Consider the following 19681-nt stretch of genomic DNA (forward strand, 5'->3'; position numbering starts at 1 on the left):
ACGCAATCTCCATGGCGCCGCAGGCCAGGCCTGCGGCGCGGGGCGGTCAGTGCAAGGCCTCTTCGGCCTTCTGGATCGCGGCAAACTCTTCCTCCGGTGTGCCGGCCACCAGGTGGTGTCGGCTGTAGAAGGCGAAGTACGCAATCAGCACGCCATAGATGATCGCAGCGCCAATCACCACCCGTGGGTCGACCAGGAAACCTGCGACCACCGCCAGGCAGGCCAGCACCAGCGCCACGCCCGAGGTGAAGATGCCGCCCGGGGTCCGGTACGGACGCTCCATTTTGGGGCGTTTTATGCGCAGGGTGATGTGCGCGGCCATCATCAGTACATAGGACAGCGTAGCGCCGAATACCGCCACCAGAATCAGCAGGTCGCCCTGGCCGGTCAGCGACAGCGCAAAGCCGATGATGCCGGGGATGATCAGCGCCAGTACCGGGGCCTTGCTACGGTTGGTCTGCGACAGCTTGCGCGGCAGGTAGCCGGCGCGCGACAGGGCGAAGATCTGCCGCGAATAGGCGTAGATGATCGAGAAGAAGCTGGCGATCAGGCCAGCCAGGCCCACCAGGTTGACGAAGCCGCCCATCCAGGTCGAGCCGCCGTAGGCCTTGGCCAGCGCCTCCACCAGCGGGTTGCCCGAGCTTTTCAGTGCTTCGGCGCCGGCGCCGCCCGGGCCGATCACCAGGATCAGCAGCGCGAAGCTGAGCAGCACCAGCATCGCACCGATCAGGCCGCGGGGCAGGTCGCGCTTGGGGTTCTTGGTTTCTTCGGCGGCCAGCGGCACGCCTTCGACCGCCAGGAAGAACCAGATGGCATAGGGGATTGCCGCCCACACGCCGACGTAGCCGAACGGCAGGAAGCTGCTGGCGCCGGCTGCGTCGGTCTTGGCGATGTCGAACAGGTTGTTCGAATCGAAGTGCGGCACCATCGCGATCAGGAACACCGCCAGGGCAATCGCGGCCACGGCGGTGATGATGAACATCAGCTTGAGCGCTTCGCCCACGCCGAAAATGTGGATGCCGATGAAGATGATGTAGAACGCCAGGTAGATCACCCAGCCGCCTATGCCGAACAGCGATTCGCAGTACGCGCCGATGAACACCGCGATGGCGGCGGGGGCGATGGCGTATTCGATGAGGATCGCGGTGCCGGTCAGAAACCCGCCCCAGGGCCCGAAGGCGCTGCGGGCGAAGCCGTAGCCACCGCCGGCGGTGGGGATCATCGAGGACAGTTCGGCCAGCGAAAAACACATGCACAGGTACATCGTGGCCATCAGCAGCGTGGCCAGGAACATGCCGCCCCAGCCACCCTGGGCCAGGCCGAAGTTCCACCCGGCGTAGTCGCCGGAGATCACGTAGGCGACGCCCAGACCCACCAGCAGGACCCAGCCTGCGGCACCTTTTTTCAGTTCACGTTGCTGGAAATACTCGGAACCGACCTTTTCGAAATCGACGGAAGCCGGCGCGTTGCCGGAATGATCGCTTGGCATGGGGATTCACCTGTTCTTTTTTTAGTCACCGGCGGGTGCCGGCCTGTGGTGATGGTCTTGCACGAAAGGGGCCAGAACAGCTGCAAGCTTCAAGCCGCAAGCCGCAAGAGAAGGCAAATCGCATGGGGTCTGCTATTTCTTGCTGCTTGAAGCTTGCCGCTTGCAGCCGGGCTTCCTAGAAGAAGCCCAGTGGATTGATGTCGTAGCTCACCAGCAGGTTCTTGGTCTGCTGGTAGTGGTTAAGCATCATCTTGTGGGTTTCACGACCCACGCCGGACTTCTTGTACCCGCCGAACGCGGCGTGCGCCGGGTACAGGTGGTAGCAGTTGGTCCATACGCGGCCAGCCTTGATGCCGCGGCCCATGCGATAGGCGCGGTTGATGTCGCGGGTCCATACACCGGCGCCCAGGCCAAATTCGGTGTCGTTGGCAATGGCCAGGGCCTCGGCTTCGTCCTTGAAGGTGGTGATGCTGACCACCGGGCCGAAGATCTCTTCCTGGAACACGCGCATCTTGTTGGTGCCCTTGAGCAGGGTCGGCTGGATGTAGTAACCGGTCGACAGGTTGCCCTCGAGTTTTTCCACCTTGCCGCCCGTGAGCAGTTCGGCGCCTTCCTTCTCGGCGATTTCCAGGTACGAGAGAATCTTGTCGAACTGCTGCTCGGAGGCCTGGGCGCCGACCATGGTGTCGGTGTCCAGCGGGTCGCCACGCTTGATCTGCTTGATCTTCTTCATCACCTCCTGCATGAACGCCGGGTAGATCGATTCCTGCACCAGTGCGCGCGACGGGCAGGTGCACACCTCGCCCTGGTTGAAGAACGCCAGCACCAGGCCTTCGGCGGCCTTCTCGATGAAGCTCTGCTCGGCCTGCATGATGTCTTCGAAGAAGATGTTCGGCGACTTGCCGCCCAGCTCCACGGTGCTGGGGATGATGTTCTCGGCGGCGCATTTCATGATGTGCGAACCCACCGGGGTGGAGCCGGTGAAGGCGATCTTGGCGATGCGCTTGCTGGTGGCCAGCGCTTCGCCGGCTTCACGGCCATAGCCCTGCACCACGTTGAGCACGCCCGGTGGCAGCAGGTCGCCGATCACTTCGAGCAGCACGCTGATGCCCAGCGGGGTCTGTTCGGCCGGCTTGAGCACCACGCAGTTGCCGGCGGCCAGGGCCGGGGCTAGCTTCCAGGCGGCCATCAGGATCGGGAAGTTCCACGGGATGATCTGCCCGACCACGCCCAGCGGTTCGTGGATGTGATAGGCCACGGTGTTGCCGTCGATTTCAGCGGCGCTGCCTTCCTGGGCGCGCAGGCAGCCGGCGAAGTAGCGAAAGTGATCGGCGGCCAGCGGGATGTCGGCGTTGAGGGTTTCGCGTACCGCCTTGCCGTTGTCCCAGGTTTCGGTGATGGCCAGCAGTTCGAGGTTCTGCTCGATGCGGTCGGCGATTTTCAGCAGGATCAGCGAGCGCGCCTGCACCGAGGTGGTGCCCCAGGCATCGGCGGCCGCATGGGCGGCGTCCAGCGCCTTGTCGATGTCTTCGGCACTGGAGCGTGGGAACTCGGCAATCGGCTGGCCGTTGACCGGCGAGGTGTTGGTGAAGTACTCGCCTTTGACCGGTGGCACGAACTCGCCGTTGATGTAGTTGCCGTAGCGGCTCTTGAAGGAAACGATCGCGCCGTCGGTACCGGGATGTGCGTAACGCATGGTGTGTCTCCTGGCTATTGTGCTTGTAGGGAGGATGTAAAGCGTAGTGCAAGGCACGGGCCACTGCCCGGTGGCCTAGTGAAATCAAGGGCTTGGCGCCGCGCGGAGGGCGCCCCGCAGGCGCTGTGTGCCAGCCCCGGCACAGCCTGGGTGACACTCTGTACCCGTTGTGGCACACAACGTGACCCGACGGTCCCGCCACCATTGCAATGCACTGGCGGCAGGAGGATGCTGGGTTCATCTCGTGTGCGGAGAACAATAAAAAGTGCAGAGCAATCATCTGAGCCGGCACGCCCGGCAAGTGCTCACCGTCACCCAGGGCAAGGCGCTGTTGCAGGGGCCGGGCAGCGACCCGTCGATCGCCCGTTCCTGGCTGCGCTGCCTGGAGGACTACCACCTCGACCCGGCCCAGAGCGTTGCGCCCACCGTGCTCGAGCACGGGCGGCTGCTGGAGAGCCGTGAGCGCCTGCAGCAGGTGCTGCAGATCGCCGGCAACGAGATGAACAGCCTGCACCAGCAACTCTGCGGCGCCGGGCACGCGGTTCTGCTGACCGATGCGCGCGGTGTGATCCTCAACTGCGTCACCGCACCCACCGAGCGGCGCATCTTCGAGCGCGCCGGGCTCTGGCTGGGCGCCGACTGGAGTGAGGCCTGCGAAGGCACCAACGGTATCGGCACCTGCCTGGTCGAGCGCCAGGCCCTGACCATTCACCAGGATGAACACTTTCGCGGGCGCCATACCGGGCTGACGTGCTCGGCCAGCCCGGTGTTCGATCCGCAGGGCGAGCTGCTGGCAGTGCTCGACGTGTCGTCGGCGCGCCCCGACATGTCGCGCCAGAGCCAGTTCCACACCATGGCGCTGGTCAACCTCTCGGCCAAGATGATCGAGAGCTGCTACTTCCTGCGCCATTTCGAACACCACTGGCTGTTGCGCTTTCACCTGCAGGCCGAATCGGTCGGGCTGTTCAGCGAGGGGCTGCTGGCGTTCGATGGCGAGGGGCGTATCTGTGCGGTCAACCAGAGTGCGCTGAACCTGCTGGCAACGGCACGCGGTGGGCTGCTCGGCCAGCCAGTGGAGGCGTTTTTCGACTGCGCGCTGGATGAACTGCTCGGGCGTGCCACGGCGGCCGCCAGCACCAGCTGGCCGCTGCGTACCCGCGATGGCCGTGTGCTGTTCGCCAGCCTGCGCGGCCAGGCCCGTGCGGTGGCGCCACCGCTTGCACCGTCGGCCACCAGCACGCCAATGCCGGCACAACGCATCTGCCTGGTCGACCCGGCACTGCAACAGGATTTTCGGCGTGCGCTACGGGTGTTCGAGCGCGACGTGCCGCTGCTGCTCAACGGCGAAACCGGGTGCGGCAAGGAGGCCTTCGCCAAGGCCGTGCACCAGGCCAGCCAGCGCGCGGGCAAACCGTTCGTCGCGCTCAACTGTGCGTCGATCCCGGAGAGCCTGATCGAGAGCGAGCTGTTCGGCTATCGCGGCGGCAGCTTTACCGGGGCGCGCAAGGAGGGCATGCGCGGCAAGCTGCAACAGGCCGACGGCGGCACCTTGCTGCTGGACGAGATCGGCGACATGCCGCTGGCCCTGCAGACGCGCCTGCTGCGGGTGCTCGAGGAGCGCCAGGTGGTACCGATCGGCGGCGAGCCGCAGGCGGTGGATGTGCGCATCATCAGTGCCACCCACCGTGACCTGCTGGGCCGGGTCGAGGCCGGCAGCTTTCGCGAAGACCTGTATTACCGCCTCAATGGCCTGGAGGTCGCCCTGCCGGCATTGCGTGAGCGCAGCGACAAGGCGCAGTTGCTCGACTTTGTCCTGGCCGAGGAGGCCGCGGGCCAACCTGTGCGGCTCGAGCCGTCGGCACGCCGGGCGCTGCTGGAGTTTGCCTGGCCCGGCAACGTGCGCCAGTTGCGCAATGTGCTGCGTACCCTGGTGGCCCTGTGCGAGGATGGCCGCATCGCATTCGACGACCTGCCGCCGGTAGTGCGCCAGCCCCCGGCAGCGCTCGAGCCCACGGTGGCCAGGCCGCAGGCCGAACACCCGCTGGACGACGCCGAGCGGGCCGCGCTGCTGCAGGCGCTGGAGCACAAGCGCTGGCACATGACCCAGGTGGCGGCGCAACTGGGGGTCAGCCGCAATACGCTGTACCGCAAGCTGCGCAAGCACGGGATTGCACGGGGCGCCTAGGCAAACTCAGGATGCGATTTTTCCCACCCTAAGCTACCCTGCCTCCACGTTTCGTGAGGTCGACCATGCACATTCATATTCTCGGTATCTGCGGTACTTTCATGGGCTCGCTGGCGGTGCTGGCCAAGGAGCTTGGCCACCGCGTCACCGGCTCCGACGCCAACGTCTATCCCCCCATGAGCACCCAGCTCCAGGCCCAGGGCATCGAGCTGCATCAAGGCTATGACGCCGCCCAGCTGGAGCCGGCCCCCGACCTGGTGGTGATCGGCAACGCACTGTCGCGGGGCAACCCGGCGGTGGAGTACGTGCTGAACAAGGGCCTGCCCTACGTGTCGGGCCCGCAGTGGCTGGCTGACCACGTGCTGCAGGGCCGCTGGGTATTGGCCGTGGCCGGCACCCACGGCAAGACCACCACCAGCAGCATGCTGGCCTGGGTGCTGGAGCATGCCGGGATGAGCCCGGGCTTTCTGATCGGCGGTGTGCCGCAGAACTTCTCGGTGTCGGCGCGCCTGGGCGCCACGCCGTTCTTCGTGGTCGAGGCCGATGAGTACGACAGCGCGTTCTTCGACAAGCGTTCCAAGTTCGTGCACTACCGTCCGCGCACCGCCATTTTGAACAACCTCGAGTTCGATCACGCAGACATCTTCCCTGATCTGCCTGCCATCGAGCGCCAGTTCCACCATCTGGTGCGCACCATTCCGAGCGAAGGCCTGGTCATTCACCCCACCACCGAGCCGGCCCTGCAGAAGGTGATCGAGATGGGCTGCTGGACCCCGGTGCAGACTACCGGCGCCGGTGGCCAGTGGCAGGTGAAACTGCTCAGCGCCGACGGTTCGCGCTTCGAAGTCAGTTTCGAAGGCCAAGCCCAGGGCGTGGTGGAGTGGGAGCTGACCGGCCAGCACAACGTGGCCAACGCCCTGGCCACCCTGGCCGCTGCCCGCCATGTGGGCGTGGTGCCGGCCATCGGGATTGCCGCCTTGAGCGCGTTCAAGAGCGTCAAGCGGCGCATGGAAAAGGTCGCTGAAGTCCAGGGTGTGACCATCTATGATGACTTTGCCCACCATCCGACCGCCATTGCCACCACCCTCGACGGGCTGCGCAAGCGCATCGGCGACGCCCCGTTGATCGCGGTGATCGAGCCGCGCTCCAACTCCATGAAGCTGGGCGCCCACCGTGATGGCCTGCCCCAGAGCGTGTGCGATGCCGACCAGGTGATCTGGTATGCACCGCCCAATCTGGGCTGGGACCTGGCCGCCACCGCCGCCGAGTGCACGGTGCCGTCGGTTGTCGCCGACAGTCTCGAGGCGATCATCGAGCGGGTCAAAAGCCAGGCCGCGCCGGGCACCCAGGTGGTCATCATGAGCAACGGCGGCTTTGGCGGGCTGCACGGCAAGCTGGCCGAGGCACTGCGATGAGCGGCCCGGAGCGCATCACGCTGGCCATGACCGGTGCCTCCGGGGCGCAGTACGGGTTGCGTCTGCTCGATTGCCTGGTGCGTGAAGACCGCGAGGTGCATTTTCTGATCTCCAAGGCTGCGCAACTGGTGATGTCGACCGAGACCGACGTGGTGTTGCCGGCCAAGCCGCAGTCGATCCAGGCGTTTCTGACCGAGTACACCGGCGCTGCGGCCGGGCAGATCCGGGTATACGGGCGCGAGGACTGGATGTCGCCGGTGGCCTCGGGCTCCGGGGCGCCGGCAGCGATGGTGGTGGTGCCCTGTTCCACCGGCACGCTGTCGGCAATCGCCACCGGGGCCTGCAACAACCTGATCGAGCGGGCCGCGGACGTGACCTTGAAGGAGCGTCGGCAGTTGATTCTGGTGCCGCGCGAGGCGCCTTTCTCGACTATCCACCTGGAGAACATGCTCAAGCTGTCGCAGATGGGCGCGGTGATATTGCCGGCCTCGCCGGGCTTCTATCACCAGCCGCAGACCATCGACGACCTGGTGGATTTTGTGGTGGCGCGGATTCTCAACCTGCTGGATGTTCCGCAGGACATGCTGCCGCGCTGGGGCGAGCACCATGTTGGCGGCGAGGAGTGAAGGCGCTGCTGGTGGCAGGCCTGGCGGTGCTGGCACTGAGCAGCGGCTGCGCCACGGTGCGCACGCTGGATGCGGCCAAGCCGGGGGCACCGGTGGTGTATTCGGGTACGCGGCTGGATCTGTATGCGCTGCGGGGCGGTTGCTGCCCTGAAGACCGTTTTGGCGCGCCGGCACCGGCGTACCCGGGGCTGGACCTGCCGGGCAGTGCACTGCTCGATACGGTGTTGCTGCCGTTGTCGGTGCTGACGGTGCTGGGGGTGGGGTTTCAGGCTACCGGCGGGTTGTAGCCAGCGGCCTCATCGCGGGTCGAGCCCGCTCCCACAAGGGGCTGAGCTGTCCTTGTGGGAGCGGGCTCGACCCGCGATGAGGCCTTTGAATTACTTACCCAATCTACGCAGTTCATCGGACTCCACGGTCCGGACCCCGTCCTGCTCTTCCAGCGCCAGGCGCCACAGCGCCCGCGCCAGTTGGCAGGCTTCGATGCCGCGGTACTTGCCCGGCAGCAGCCGCGACAACGGCCCGGCAAACTGCTCACCGAGCCGAGGCTCGATACGCTCGCCCAGCAGCACCGACGGCCGCGCGATGGTCAATTGCGGCCAGTCCTGCGCCATGAGTGCCTGTTCCATCTCGCCCTTGACCCGGTTGTAGAACACCGACGACTTGGGGTCGGCGCCAATCGCGCTGACCACCAGCAGGTGCCGTGCACCCATTTCCCGCGCCCGCTTGCTGAACGCCACCACCATGTCCAGGTCGACGGCGCGAAACGCCGTTTCTGAACCTGCCTGTTTGATGGTGGTGCCCAGGCAGCAGAAGGCGATGTCCACCCGGCCGCTCAACTGCGGCAGGAACACCGCCGGGTCGCCGACCGGGTTCTCCAGGTGCGGGTGTTCGGCCAGCGGCCGGCGCGTGGGGGCCAGCACACGGCTCACGGTCGGCTCGTTGAGCAGCCGATCCAGCAAATGCTCACCAGTCAGCCCGGTGGCTCCGGCAATCAGGATGTGCTGAGGCGTCAGGTACATGATGTCTCTCCCTTGATACAGTCAGCTTAGTGGCTGCTTGTATTTTCTGCTTGTACCGCATCGGCACTTTGCAGTGCTTTTCGTGCCTGTTGCTGGCGCAGCTTCTGCCAGTGCTGCAGCACCCGTTGCGGCGCCCACAGCTGAGGTTCGGAAGCCTCGAAGCCATCGGCCTGCTCGCGCTGCTGCACCGTGGTCTTGGCCAGTTCGAAGGCCTGCTGCAGGTCGTCGGTCTGGTTCAGTGCCCGGGCGAACAGTGCTTCGCCGAAATAGGTGAAGTCGGCCTCTTCGGAGCAGCCGAATGACACCCGGTCGGCACGCGATGCGGTCATGATCAAGGTCTTGTCGTCCTTGAGTGAATCGATGTAACCCCCCGAGTAGCACGCAGAGATCACGATTATCTTGTCACGTTCCTTTAGTGGGGCAAGCGCGGCCGAGAGTTCATCGGCGGGCAGGTCGGCCAGTTGCAGGCGCGGCAGATCCAGCACCAGTTCATGTTCGTGGCTGCCGTGGCTGGTCAGGTAGATGAACACCAGGTCTTCGGGGCCGCTGCGCTCGGCCAGGGTGCGTGCGGCCCGCGCCAGGTTCTCGCGGGTGGCCAGGGGGCGGTCGGCCATGTGGTCGCGGTGGTTGACCAGGGCGACCTGGCCAGTGGCACCGAAACGGGTCTTGAGCATGTCGCTGACGTAGTCGGCCTCGCGCATGAACACGCTCTGGTTGCCATCGCCGGCCAGGGCCAGGCTGTACAGTTCGATGGCCGGGGTGGAGGCCGGTACCTGGGCCAGCGCCTTGTCGAGCAGGGTGCCCTGCTTGAGCAGGGCCAGCTCCAGGGGGTCGGGCAACAGGCGCCCGTGTTCGTCGCGCACGCGCAGGCCGTTGACCCAGTGGCCGCTTTCGACACTGCCGTCGACCTGCGTCAGCCGGCCTTTGCCCTGGTAGGTGTCGTTTTCGAAACCGCCGACGTACAGGCTGCCGTCGGGCAATTGCAGGCGGCCCTGGCCGGCGAAGCGCCAGTCGCGAAACTCGCCCTTGTAGTGGCTGCCGTCGCTGCCGAACAGCTCGCCCTTGCCGGTCAGCGAGCCGTCGCGGAACTGGCCGATCCACACGTCGCCATCGGCGTTTTCGTAACGGCCACGACCTTGCAGGTGGTTGTCCTTGAATTCACCGATGTACTGGTCGCCTTCGGCGCTGTTGAAGGTGCCGCTGCCCTGCAACTGGCCGTCGACGAAGCGCCCGCTGAACTGGTTGCCACTGGCATCGCTGCGGATGCCTTCGCCGTGGGGTTTGCCCTTGGCGAACAGGCCCTGGTACTGGCTGCCGTCGGCCAGGGTCAGTTCGCCGGCGCCGTTGTACTGGTCGTCCTTGAACTGCCCGCGATACTGTACCTGGCCTTCCCTGAGGGTGCCTTCGCCGTCACGCCGGCCAAGCTTGAAGCCGCCGCTGTAGTGGCTGCCCGGGGTGGTCAGCTCGCCCTGGCCGTGAAACAGACCCTGCTGGAACTCGCCGCGGTACACCTCGCCATTGCTGCCGTGCCATTCGCCGCGGCCCTGCCACTGGCCCTGCTGGAAGTTGCCGGCATACCAGCTGCCATTGGGGTAGTCGATGCGCCCCGGGCCCTGCAGCAGGCCATTGACCACGTCGCCACGGTAGCGGCCGCCATCGGGCAGGCGTGCATCGGGCGGTGACAGCGGTTCACCGTCGCCACAGGCGGCGAGCAGCAGGGTCAGGGCAAGGGGTACGAATGGGCGCATGGCGGGGTCCGGGCAAGTCAGGCCCCGAGTATGCCGCAGTTTGTCGCGGGTGAAACAGCCGCTGGCAGCTGTTTCACCTTGGGCGGGTCAGACGAAGCAGAGCGACAGTGGCTCGGCGATATAGGCGGGTTTGTCCTGGCCTTCGATTTCCAGGGTGGTGGTGGCCTTGAGCAACCACTGGCCCGGTTTCTTCTCGATGGCCTCGCTCAGGTCGACCTTGAGACGAACCCGCGAACCGACCTTCACCGGCTGGATGAAGCGCACGCTGTCCAGGCCATAGTTGACGACCATCTTCAGCCCCTCGGGCAGCACGAGGATGTCTTCCATCAGCTTGGGAATCAGCGAAAGGGTGAGAAAACCGTGGGCAATGGTGCTGCCAAATGGCGTTTTTGCCGCCTTCACCGGGTCCACATGAATGAACTGGAAGTCGCCGGTAGCCTCGGCGAACAGGTTGATGCGCTCCTGGTCGATGGTCAGCCACTCGGAACGTCCCAGTTCCTTTCCAACGTACTGCGCCAGCTCTGCAACGGGTACATAGGGCATTGCGACTCTCCTGGTTGTCTTTGATTTTGTTGTGACTGCTACAGGTTCGACTGCTTAAGATCAGCACGCCGACCGGATGCGGTCAAGTCACCGTTGTTTCAGCGAATATCGGGGTATAGACCAGTCGTTAGCGTGCTTATAATGGCCGCCAGGCCTGAGGGAGAAGTGCAATGTTGTTGCGTGGTTTGACGTGGCTCGTGCTGTTCCAGTTGCTGGGGACGGCGATCAATCACCTGTTTCTGTCGATGCTGCCGGGGCCGATCATCGGGCTGGTGCTGTTGCTGGCGTACCTGATGCTGCGCGGCGAGGTCAGTGCGCCGTTGAGCGAGGCGGCCAGCAGCCTGCTGCGCTACCTGCCGTTGCTGCTGGTGCCGCCGGCGGTGGGGGTGATGGTGTACGCCGCCGACATTGCTGCCGACTTCTGGGCCATCGTCGGTTCGCTGGTGCTGTCGGTGCTGATCGCCCTGGCGTTCTGTGGCGTGCTCATGCAGAAGATGATTGCCCGTCAGGCCCGTCGTGAGGAAAAGCCATGAGCCTGGACTGGCACGGCGCCCTCGATGCGGTCATCCACCACCCGCTGTTCGGCATCGGTATCACCCTGGGGGCCTATCAGCTGGTGCTGGCGGCCTACGACAAGACCCGCTGGATCTTCCTGCAGCCGGTACTGGTATCGATGCTGGTGGTGATCGGTGTACTGGTGACGTGCGGCGTGTCCTATGCCGAGTACCGCAAGAGCACCGAGATCATGAACATCCTGCTGGGCCCGGCCACCGTGGCCCTGGCGGTCCCGCTCTACCTGAACCTGCGGCGTATTCGCCAGCTGTTGTGGCCGACCTTGACTACGCTGGTAATCGGCGGCCTGGTCGCGACCTGTGCCTGCCTGTTGCTGGGCTGGTGGTTCGGTGCCGAACACATGATCCTGATGACCATGGCGCCCAAGTCGGTGACTTCGCCGATTGCGATGCTGGTGGCCGAGCAGATCGGCGGGGTGGCGGCGCTGGCGGCAGTGTTCGTGCTGATCACCGGGGTGATCGGGGCGATCTTCGGCCCGGCCCTGCTGTCGGCCTGCGGGGTGAGCAGCCCGGAAGCTCGCGGCATGGCACTGGGCATCAGTGCGCACGCGGTGGGCACGGCGGTGGCGTTGGAAGAAAGCGAGGAAACCGGGGCCTTCGCGGCCCTGGGCATGAGCCTGATGGGAGTGGTCACGGCGGTGTTCCTGCCGTTGGCGGTCAGCCTGGTTGCCTGAGGATATTCGATGACATTGCCCCTGTTTCCACTCAATACCGTGCTGTTCCCCGGCTGCAAGCTCGACCTGCAGATCTTCGAGGCGCGCTACCTGGACATGATCGGCCGCTGCATGAAGCAGGGCGGCGGGTTCGGCGTGGTGTGCATCCTCGAAGGCGAGCAGGTGGGCAATGCCCCGTCGGGGTTCGCGACAATCGGCTGCGAGGCGTTGATACGCGACTTCCAGCAGCAGGACAACGGCCTGCTGGGCATTCGCGTCGAAGGTGTGCGGCGCTTCGATGTCGGCCCCTACGAGGTGCAGAGGGACCAACTGCTGCTGGCCGACGTGAACTGGCGCAGCGAACAGCCCGACGCCCCCCTGGAGGAGGACGATCACGACCTGCTGGCCTTGCTCGGCGCGCTGGGCGAGCACCCGATGGTGGCGGCACTGGACATGCCGGTCGAAGTCATCGGCCAGCAGGCACTGGCCAACCAGCTGGCCTACCTGCTGCCCTTCGAGGATGAAGACAAGCTCGACCTGCTGGCCATCGATTCGCCCCGCCAGCGCCTGGACGCGATCCAGGCGCTGCTCGAGCGGCTGCAGGGCGAGTTGTTCGCCTAGGTCTCAGTACTGGTAGCGCAGCAGAGCATGGGGCAAGGCATGCAGGGCGAAGAACGCCAGGGTGCCGGCGCAGGCCGGCAGGATCAGCCACCACACCTTGAGCGGCATGGCGCCGAGCGGCTCGCGGTGCTGCACCAGGCTCAGGCTGGCGGCGCACACGCAGCAGGCCAGCAGCGAGCCGGCGAGGATGTCGGTGGGCCAGTGTGCACCCAGGTAGACCCTGGACAGGGCAATCGACATCGCCGGCAGGCACCCCAGCAGAATCCAGGTCAGGCGCATGCGTGGCGGCTGGCCACGACCGGCCAGCACCGCCAGCGTCAGAAAGAACGCGAATGACGCCGAACTGTGGCCACTGGGCATGCTGTAGGAGGTCAGCGGGTCGCTGAGCACTTCGGGGCGCGCGCGGGCGAACAGCCACTTGAGTGTGCCGTTGGCCAGCGCCGTGCCCATCAGCGTGCAGGCGGCGAAGATCGCCGGGCGCCACTGCCGGCTCAGCAGCAGCAGGCCGGTGAGCACGCCGCCCACCACGAACTGAGTGCGGAAGTCGCCCAGGCGGGTGATCAGTACGATGGTGCCGTCCAGCGTGGCGCGGCGGTGTTCCTGCACCAGGGTCATCAGGCCCTGGTCGAAATCGTTCAGGTACGGCCAGCCGATGAACACCGCAGCCAGCATTACCAGGCTCAGGCCGGCGATCAGCCGTGTGCCGTAGCGCTTGCTGCGCAGGCTGGTACTGATGCTCAGGCCGATCAGCAGTGCGAGGCCGGCGGCGATGATGCCTGCTTCGGTCCAGAACCCTTCGGGCAGCGGCAGGCGCATGGCCGCGCCGGTGGCCCAGCCGGGCAGCAGGTAGGCCACCGCCCAGCCGGCACCTGCCAACAGGCTGACGGCGATGAAGCGTGGCAAGGGCATGTCGAACATGCCCGCCACCATCGGCAGCATCGGCCGCAGCGGGCCGATGAAGCGCCCCACCAGCAGGCTGGCGATGCCATAGCGCTGGAAGTAGCTCTCGGCGCTGCCGATCCATTCGGGGTGGTGGCGCAGCAGCGGCAGGCGCCGGATGTTCTGGTGGAAGCGCCGGCCCAGGGTGTAGGAAATCGCATCGCCCAGCAGCCCGCCCAGAAAGCCCAGCAGCAGGGTTTCGCTCAGGCCCAGTGCGCCGCTGCCGGCGAGAACCGCCACGGCGAACAGCAGGATGGTGCCGGGCACGATGAGCCCGGCGATGGCCAGGCATTCGACGCAGGCCACGATGAAGATTGCCAGGCCGAGCCATTGCGGGTTCGCGGTCAGCCAGCCGGTCAGGCTGTCGAGCCATGGGCCCATGGTGTCAGTTTCCTTGTGTCAGTAAGAAATAGTCGCGGCCTTCGACTTGCCCACGGCGCAGTGGGTTCCGGGTGCAGTGCGCGGCGAAGTCGGCGTCGACGAAACGGTAGGGCAGATGTTCGTCGCGCCCTTGGGGAATGCCCAGGCGTGTGGTCTGAATAATGTGTTTCACGGTTATGCCGCAGTCTTCGACGAACAGCCGCTCGGGGTCGAAACGCTGGGCGTCCCAGTGCGGGACTTTCAGCCCCAGGGCCTTGCACAGCAGGGTCTGGCCGGCACACAGGCGCTGATCGGCGCGCGGCTGGCCGTTGGCGTCGGGGTTGTTCAGCTGCATCTGCGCCAGGCTGTTGTGGTCGCTGACGGCATCCACCCAGGGGTAGGCCGACTTGATCAGCACCGCGTTGCCGGGGCCGTGGGCGCTGAAGTTGAGCGAATCGCCGCCACGGGCGTAGTACATGTAGATGTGGCCGCCATCGAGGAACAGGGCCTTGCGTTTTTCGGTGTAGCCCAGCGAGGCGTGGCTGCCCTTGTCGGTGACGTAATAGGCTTCGGTCTCGATGATGCGCGCCGACAGCCACAGCTCGCCCTGACGATGGCGGATTACCTTGCCGAGCAGGGCCTTGGCCAGGGTCTGGGCGTCGCGGTCGAAGAAGCTGTCGGGGAGGGCCCGGGGCGGGCAGGGGGCGAATTCGGTCATGGGCGCGATAATAGCAATTTATGGTCCGGGTCGGCGGCGGGGCTTTGCTGGAGCCGGCCTTGCCGGCGAAGGGACGCGCTACGGTACATCTTCATACACTGTTTTCGACCATCCGCCTGACACCGCTGGGCGTATACCTGCATGACAGTTATAATCAGCCGATTTTCCCCTCCGCCAAGACACTGAGCCCATGACTGAGTCCGTTCTTGACTACATGACCCGCCTGGGTCGCGCCGCCCGTGAGGCCGCGCGCGTGATTGCCCGCGCCAGCACCGCGCAGAAGAACCGCGCCCTGCACGCTGCTGCCAATGCCCTGGATGCCGCCCGCGCCGAGCTGGGCGCCGCCAACGAACTGGACCTGGCTGCCGGCCGCGCCAATGGTCTGGAGCCGGCCATGCTCGAGCGCCTGGCGCTGACCCCGGCCCGCATCGACGGCATGATCGTCGGCCTGCGCCAGGTGGCCAGCCTGCCGGACCCGGTCGGTGCCATCCGCGACATGAGCTATCGCCCCTCCGGCATCCAGGTCGGCAAGATGCGCGTACCGCTGGGCGTCATCGGCATCATCTACGAGTCGCGCCCCAACGTGACCATCGACGCTGCCAGCCTGTGCCTGAAGTCGGGCAACGCCACCATCCTGCGTGGCGGCTCCGAAGCCATTCATTCCAACCGTGCCATTGCCGCCTGCATCCAGCGCGGCCTGGCCGAGGCCGACCTGCCCGCGGCGGTGGTGCAGGTGGTCGAGGTTACCGACCGCGAGGCGGTGGGCGCGCTGATCAGCATGCCCGAGTACGTCGACGTGATCGTGCCCCGTGGCGGCAAGGGCCTGATCGAACGGGTCAGCCGCGACGCACGGGTGCCGGTGATCAAGCACCTGGACGGCATCTGCCACGTGTACGTGGCCGAGCACGCCGAGCTGGACAAGGCCCAACGCATCGCCTTCAACGCCAAGACCTATCGCTACGGCATCTGCGGCGCCATGGAAACCCTGCTGGTCGACCAGTCGGTCGCCGCGGCGTTCCTGCCGGCGATGGCCAGCCAGTTTCGCGACAAGGGCGTGGAGCTGCGGGGCTGCGAGCGCACCCGGCAGATCATCGAGGCACTGCCGGCCAGCGAAGACGACTGGAGCACCGAGTACCTGGCGGCGATTCTGTCGATTCGCGTGGTCGATGGCCTGGATGCGGCCATCGAGCACATCAACCACTATGGTTCGCACCATACCGATTCGATCGTCACCGAACACCAGGGTCAGGCCCGGCGCTTTACCGCCGAGGTCGACTCCTCGTCCGTGATGATCAACACCCCGACGTGCTTTGCCGACGGCTTCGAGTACGGCCTGGGGGCCGAGATCGGCATTTCCACCGACAAGCTGCACGCACGCGGCCCGGTCGGCCTGGAAGGGCTGACCTGCGAGAAGTACGTGGTGATCGGTGACGGCCAGCTGCGCGGTCAGGAGTCGTTCTGACCTTGGCCGAGCACAGCCCGCTCGCCGTTGCTGCCACGCCGTCGCCCGCCCGGCGCATCGGCGTGCTCGGCGGCACGTTCGATCCGGTGCACATCGGTCACCTGCGCAGTGCGCTGGAGGTGGCCGAGGTGCTGACGCTGGACGAACTGCGCCTGATGCCCAATGCGCGCCCGCCGCACCGCGACATGCCGCAGGTGTCGGCGCAGGATCGCCTGGCCATGGTCGAGCGCGCGGTCGAGGGCGTGCCCCTGCTGAGCGTCGATGCGCGTGAGCTGGCCCGGGACAAGCCGTCCTACACCATCGATACGCTGGAGCTGATGCGCGCCGAAATGGCCGCTGACGACCAGTTGTTCCTGCTGCTGGGCTGGGACGCATTCTGCGGCCTGCCGAGCTGGCATCGCTGGGAAGAGTTGTTGCAACACTGTCATATCCTGGTGCTTCAGCGCCCGGATGCCGACGTCGAGTCGCCGGATGCCCTGCGCAACCTGCTGGCCGCACGTTCGGTGAGTGACCCGCAAGCCCTGCAGGGGCCGGCCGGGCACATAGCATTCGTCTGGCAGACACCCTTGTCGGTGTCGGCCACGCAGATCCGACAGCTGCTGGCCAGCGGCAAGTCGGTGCGGTTTCTGGTGCCGGACGCAGTACTGGCCTATATCGATGCGCACGGCCTGTACCGTGTGCCGAACTGAGTGCGCCAACGGCGCCTCATACCTACGAGTTGAATGAGTTTTATATGAGCAAGCAAGAAATGATTAAAGGCGAAGAGCTGGTCAAGGTCGCGGTAGCTGCCCTTGAAGACGTCAAGGCCCAGGACGTCCTGGTCATCGACGTTCGCGACAAGCAGAGCATCACCGACTACATGATCATCGCCACCGGTACCTCCAACCGCCAGATCAGCGCGATGCTGGACAAGGTCCGCCAGATGGTCAAGGAGAAGGGCGTTCGTCCGCTGGGCGAAGAAGGCAAGGGCGACAGCGACTGGGTGCTGCTGGACCTGGACGACGTCATCGTGCACATGATGACCGCCTCGGCCCGTCAGTTCTACGACCTGGAGCGCCTGTGGAAAGGTGCCGAGCAGAGCCGTGCCGCCGATGGCAAGCACCACAGCCCGGAGCACACCCACGAGCACTTCGCCAAGCTCAACAAAGACCAGGAATAAGGTAGCCCCGTGCGTCTGCGTCTGATCGCGGTCGGCTCGCGCATGCCCAAATGGGTCGAGGACGGCTGGCATGAATATGCCAAGCGCCTGCCTTCGGAGCTGTCCCTGGAGCTGGTGGAGATACCGCTCAACACGCGCGGCAAGAATGCCGACGTTGCCCGCCTGATCCGTCAGGAGGGCGAGGCCATGCTGGCCAAGGTCCAGCCGGGCGAGCGTATCGTCACCCTCGAGGTGCACGGCAAGCCGTGGAGCACCGAACAGCTGGCGGTCGAACTGGACCGCTGGCGCCTCGACTCGCGTACCGTCAACTTCATGGTCGGCGGCCCCGAAGGGCTGGCGCCGGAAGTCTGTGCGCGGGCCGAGCAGCGCTGGTCGCTGTCGCCGCTGACCTTGCCGCACCCGTTGGTAAGGATACTGATCGGCGAACAGCTGTACCGCGCCTGGACCGTGTTGTCCGGGCACCCTTACCACAAATAGTCGTAAGCCTTTTCAATGTCGCAGCCGATTCGCCTCAAGGACCACGAGAAAGACGCCCGCCTGGTGCGTAGCCGCGTCGTGGTCGGCGCAGTCGCGATCGTGCTGCTGATTTGCGTGTTGATCGCCCGGCTGTACTACCTGCAGGTCATTCAGTACGACTACCACTCCACGCTGTCGGAGAACAACCGGGTGCATGTGCAGCCGATCCCGCCGACACGCGGGCTGATCTTCGACCGCAACGGGGTGATCGTCGCCGACAACCGGCCAAGCTTCAGCCTGACCATGACCCGCGAGCGTTCCGGTGACTGGCAGCAGGTACTCGATTCCATTGTCGAGGTGCTGGAGCTGACCGAGGACGACCGGGCACTGTTCGAAAAACGCATGCGCCAGGGGCGTCGGCCCTTCGAGCCGGTACCGATCCTGTTCGAGCTGACCGAAGAGCAGATCGCCCGGATAGCGGTGAACCAGTTCCGTCTGCCGGGTGTGGAGGTGGCGGCGCAGTTGGTACGCCATTACCCGCAGGGTGCGCACTTTGCGCATTCGGTCGGCTATGTGGGGCGCATCAACGAAAAAGAGCTCAAGTCCCTCGACCCGGTCAACTACAGTGGCACCCACCATATCGGCAAGACCGGTATCGAGCGCTTCTACGAAGCCGAGCTGCATGGCCAGGTCGGCTACGAAGAGGTCGAGACCAACGCCCGTGGCCGGGTGCTGCGGGTGCTCAAGCGTACCGATCCGATCCCCGGCAAGGACATCGTCCTGAGCCTGGACATCAAGCTGCAGGAAGCCGCCGAAGCGGCGCTGGGCGGTCGTCGTGGCGCGATCGTGGCGCTCGACCCGAACACAGGTGAAGTGCTGGCGATGGTCAGTCAGCCGAGCTTCGACCCCAACCCCTTCGTCACCGGCATCAGCTTCAAGGCCTATGCCGAGCTGCGCGACTCGATCGACCGCCCGCTGTTCAACCGCGTACTGCGCGGCCTGTATCCGCCGGGGTCGACGATCAAGCCGGCAGTGGCCATCGTCGGCCTGGACACCGGCGCGGTCACGGCCACCTCGCGAGTGTTCGACCCGGGCTACTACCAACTGCCCAACTATGACCACAAGTACCGCAACTGGAACCGCACCGGCGATGGCTGGGTCGACCTCGACACGGCGATCATGCGTTCCAACGACACCTATTTCTACGACCTGGCGCATAAGGTCGGCATCGACCGGCTTTCGGCCTACATGAACCGCTTCGGCATCGGCCAGAAGGTCGCGCTGGACATGTTCGAGGAATCCTCCGGGCTGATGCCGTCGCGTGACTGGAAGCGCGCGACCCGGCGCCAGGCCTGGTTCCCCGGCGAAACACTGATCCTCGGCATCGGCCAGGGCTACATGCAGGCCACGCCGCTGCAACTGGCCCAGGCCACCGCGCTGATCGCCAGCAAGGGCAAGTGGAACCGCCCGCACCTGGCCAAGACCGTCGAGGGCGTGCGCCCGGTGGACGAGAACCCGATGGAAGACATCGTGCTGCGTGACAAGGCCGACTGGAACAGGGTCACCCACGGCATGGAGATGGTGATGCACGGTGCCCGTGGTACCGCGCGCAAGGCCGCCATCGGCGCGCAGTACCGCATCGCCGGCAAGAGTGGTACTGCGCAGGTGGTCGCGATCAAGCAGGGCGAGAAGTATGACCGCAACAAGGTGCAGGAGCGTCACCGCGACCACGCCCTGTTCGTGTCCTTCGCCCCGGCCGAAAACCCGAAGATCGTGGTGTCGGTGATGGTCGAGAACGGCGAGTCCGGCTCCGGCGTGGCCGCCCCCGTAGTGCGCCAGGTGATGGACGCCTGGCTGCTCGACCAGAACGGTCGCCTCAAGCCTGAATACGCCAACCCCGCGGGCGCCCCGACCAATGTGTCGGTGACCACCCCGGCCGCCCCGCCAGCCAACCCTACAACCGCGCAGGAAACGGCCCGTGAAGAGTAATTTCGATCGCATGCTCTCCAGCGAGGACGTG

At 65.6% G+C, this 19681-nt stretch carries 19 protein-coding genes; 12 read left to right on the forward strand and 7 right to left on the reverse strand.

Annotation, left to right across the window (positions count from 1 at the left end; all coding sequences use genetic code 11):
• Positions 1–46: 46 nt before the first annotated feature.
• On the reverse strand, positions 47–1489 hold the full coding sequence (eat, locus tag FW760_RS17630; RefSeq protein ID WP_043863921.1) for an ethanolamine permease: 1443 nt from the start codon (positions 1487–1489) through the stop codon (positions 47–49).
• A 175-nt stretch (positions 1490–1664) separates the two neighbouring features.
• Positions 1665–3185: an acetaldehyde dehydrogenase ExaC gene (gene exaC / locus FW760_RS17635; protein ID WP_116052308.1), complete on the reverse strand. Its 1521-nt coding sequence runs from the start codon at positions 3183–3185 to the stop codon at positions 1665–1667.
• 265 nt (positions 3186–3450) lie between these two features.
• Between exaC and FW760_RS17640 the strand changes: the two genes are divergently transcribed.
• From FW760_RS17640 to FW760_RS17655, 4 genes are all read left to right on the forward strand, one after another.
• Positions 3451–5370, forward strand: a complete 1920-nt coding sequence (locus tag FW760_RS17640) for a sigma-54-dependent Fis family transcriptional regulator (RefSeq protein ID WP_116052307.1) — start codon at positions 3451–3453, stop codon at positions 5368–5370.
• A gap of 65 nt (positions 5371–5435) precedes the next feature.
• The gene (gene mpl / locus FW760_RS17645; RefSeq protein ID WP_104571893.1) at positions 5436–6785 is read left to right on the forward strand and encodes a UDP-N-acetylmuramate:L-alanyl-gamma-D-glutamyl-meso-diaminopimelate ligase; all 1350 of its coding nucleotides are present in this window, start codon (positions 5436–5438) and stop codon (positions 6783–6785) included.
• On the forward strand, positions 6782–7411 hold the full coding sequence (ubiX, locus tag FW760_RS17650; RefSeq protein WP_043863917.1) for a flavin prenyltransferase UbiX: 630 nt from the start codon (positions 6782–6784) through the stop codon (positions 7409–7411). The genes mpl and ubiX overlap by 4 nt, the downstream gene beginning before the upstream one ends.
• Positions 7408–7698, forward strand: coding sequence for a YceK/YidQ family lipoprotein (locus tag FW760_RS17655; RefSeq protein ID WP_088514348.1), 291 nt, complete (start codon positions 7408–7410; stop codon positions 7696–7698). Before ubiX ends, FW760_RS17655 begins: the two co-directional genes overlap by 4 nt.
• 90 nt (positions 7699–7788) lie before the next feature.
• Here the strand turns inward: FW760_RS17655 and FW760_RS17660 are convergent, their stop codons facing one another.
• The 3 genes from FW760_RS17660 to FW760_RS17670 form a co-directional block, all read right to left on the reverse strand.
• A complete protein-coding gene (locus tag FW760_RS17660; protein WP_043863915.1) occupies positions 7789–8430 on the reverse strand; it encodes an oxidoreductase in 642 nt (213 codons plus the stop codon).
• A 26-nt stretch (positions 8431–8456) separates the two neighbouring features.
• Complete coding sequence (locus FW760_RS17665; protein ID WP_078481390.1) at positions 8457–10178, reverse strand: C13 family peptidase; 1722 nt, start codon at positions 10176–10178, stop codon at positions 8457–8459.
• Between the two features lie 87 nt (positions 10179–10265).
• Positions 10266–10721 (reverse strand): MaoC family dehydratase, encoded by a 456-nt coding sequence (locus FW760_RS17670; protein ID WP_043863913.1) that lies wholly within the window; start codon positions 10719–10721, stop codon positions 10266–10268.
• Positions 10722–10891: 170 nt separating this feature from the next.
• Between FW760_RS17670 and FW760_RS17675 the strand changes: the two genes are divergently transcribed.
• The 3 genes from FW760_RS17675 to FW760_RS17685 are packed head-to-tail and all read left to right on the forward strand — an operon-like array spanning position 10892 to position 12567.
• On the forward strand, positions 10892–11254 hold the full coding sequence (locus FW760_RS17675; RefSeq protein ID WP_043863912.1) for a CidA/LrgA family protein: 363 nt from the start codon (positions 10892–10894) through the stop codon (positions 11252–11254).
• Positions 11255–11256: 2 nt separating this feature from the next.
• A complete protein-coding gene (locus tag FW760_RS17680; protein ID WP_173925073.1) occupies positions 11257–11967 on the forward strand; it encodes an LrgB family protein in 711 nt (236 codons plus the stop codon).
• A gap of 9 nt (positions 11968–11976) precedes the next feature.
• Positions 11977–12567: an LON peptidase substrate-binding domain-containing protein gene (locus tag FW760_RS17685; protein WP_116052306.1), complete on the forward strand. Its 591-nt coding sequence runs from the start codon at positions 11977–11979 to the stop codon at positions 12565–12567.
• A gap of 3 nt (positions 12568–12570) precedes the next feature.
• On the opposite strand, the gene FW760_RS17690 is transcribed toward FW760_RS17685, so the two are convergent.
• A complete protein-coding gene (locus tag FW760_RS17690; RefSeq protein ID WP_054916340.1) occupies positions 12571–13887 on the reverse strand; it encodes a bifunctional DedA family/phosphatase PAP2 family protein in 1317 nt (438 codons plus the stop codon).
• A 4-nt stretch (positions 13888–13891) separates the two neighbouring features.
• Positions 13892–14584 (reverse strand): DNA-3-methyladenine glycosylase, encoded by a 693-nt coding sequence (locus FW760_RS17695; RefSeq protein WP_116052304.1) that lies wholly within the window; start codon positions 14582–14584, stop codon positions 13892–13894.
• Between the two features lie 190 nt (positions 14585–14774).
• Between FW760_RS17695 and FW760_RS17700 the strand changes: the two genes are divergently transcribed.
• The 5 genes from FW760_RS17700 to mrdA are packed head-to-tail and all read left to right on the forward strand — an operon-like array spanning position 14775 to position 19650.
• Positions 14775–16046, forward strand: coding sequence for a glutamate-5-semialdehyde dehydrogenase (locus FW760_RS17700; RefSeq protein WP_043863907.1), 1272 nt, complete (start codon positions 14775–14777; stop codon positions 16044–16046).
• A 2-nt stretch (positions 16047–16048) separates the two neighbouring features.
• On the forward strand, positions 16049–16735 hold the full coding sequence (nadD, locus tag FW760_RS17705; RefSeq protein ID WP_043863906.1) for a nicotinate-nucleotide adenylyltransferase: 687 nt from the start codon (positions 16049–16051) through the stop codon (positions 16733–16735).
• A gap of 44 nt (positions 16736–16779) precedes the next feature.
• Complete coding sequence (gene rsfS / locus FW760_RS17710) at positions 16780–17205, forward strand: ribosome silencing factor (protein WP_088514344.1); 426 nt, start codon at positions 16780–16782, stop codon at positions 17203–17205.
• Positions 17206–17214: 9 nt separating this feature from the next.
• Complete coding sequence (gene rlmH / locus FW760_RS17715) at positions 17215–17682, forward strand: 23S rRNA (pseudouridine(1915)-N(3))-methyltransferase RlmH (RefSeq protein ID WP_010222895.1); 468 nt, start codon at positions 17215–17217, stop codon at positions 17680–17682.
• Positions 17683–17697: 15 nt separating this feature from the next.
• Entirely contained in the window at positions 17698–19650 is a 1953-nt protein-coding gene (mrdA, locus tag FW760_RS17720; protein ID WP_054916341.1) for a penicillin-binding protein 2, read from the forward strand.
• Positions 19651–19681 lie beyond the last annotated feature (31 nt).

This window comes from Pseudomonas sp. 1176_21, from assembly GCF_052850635.1.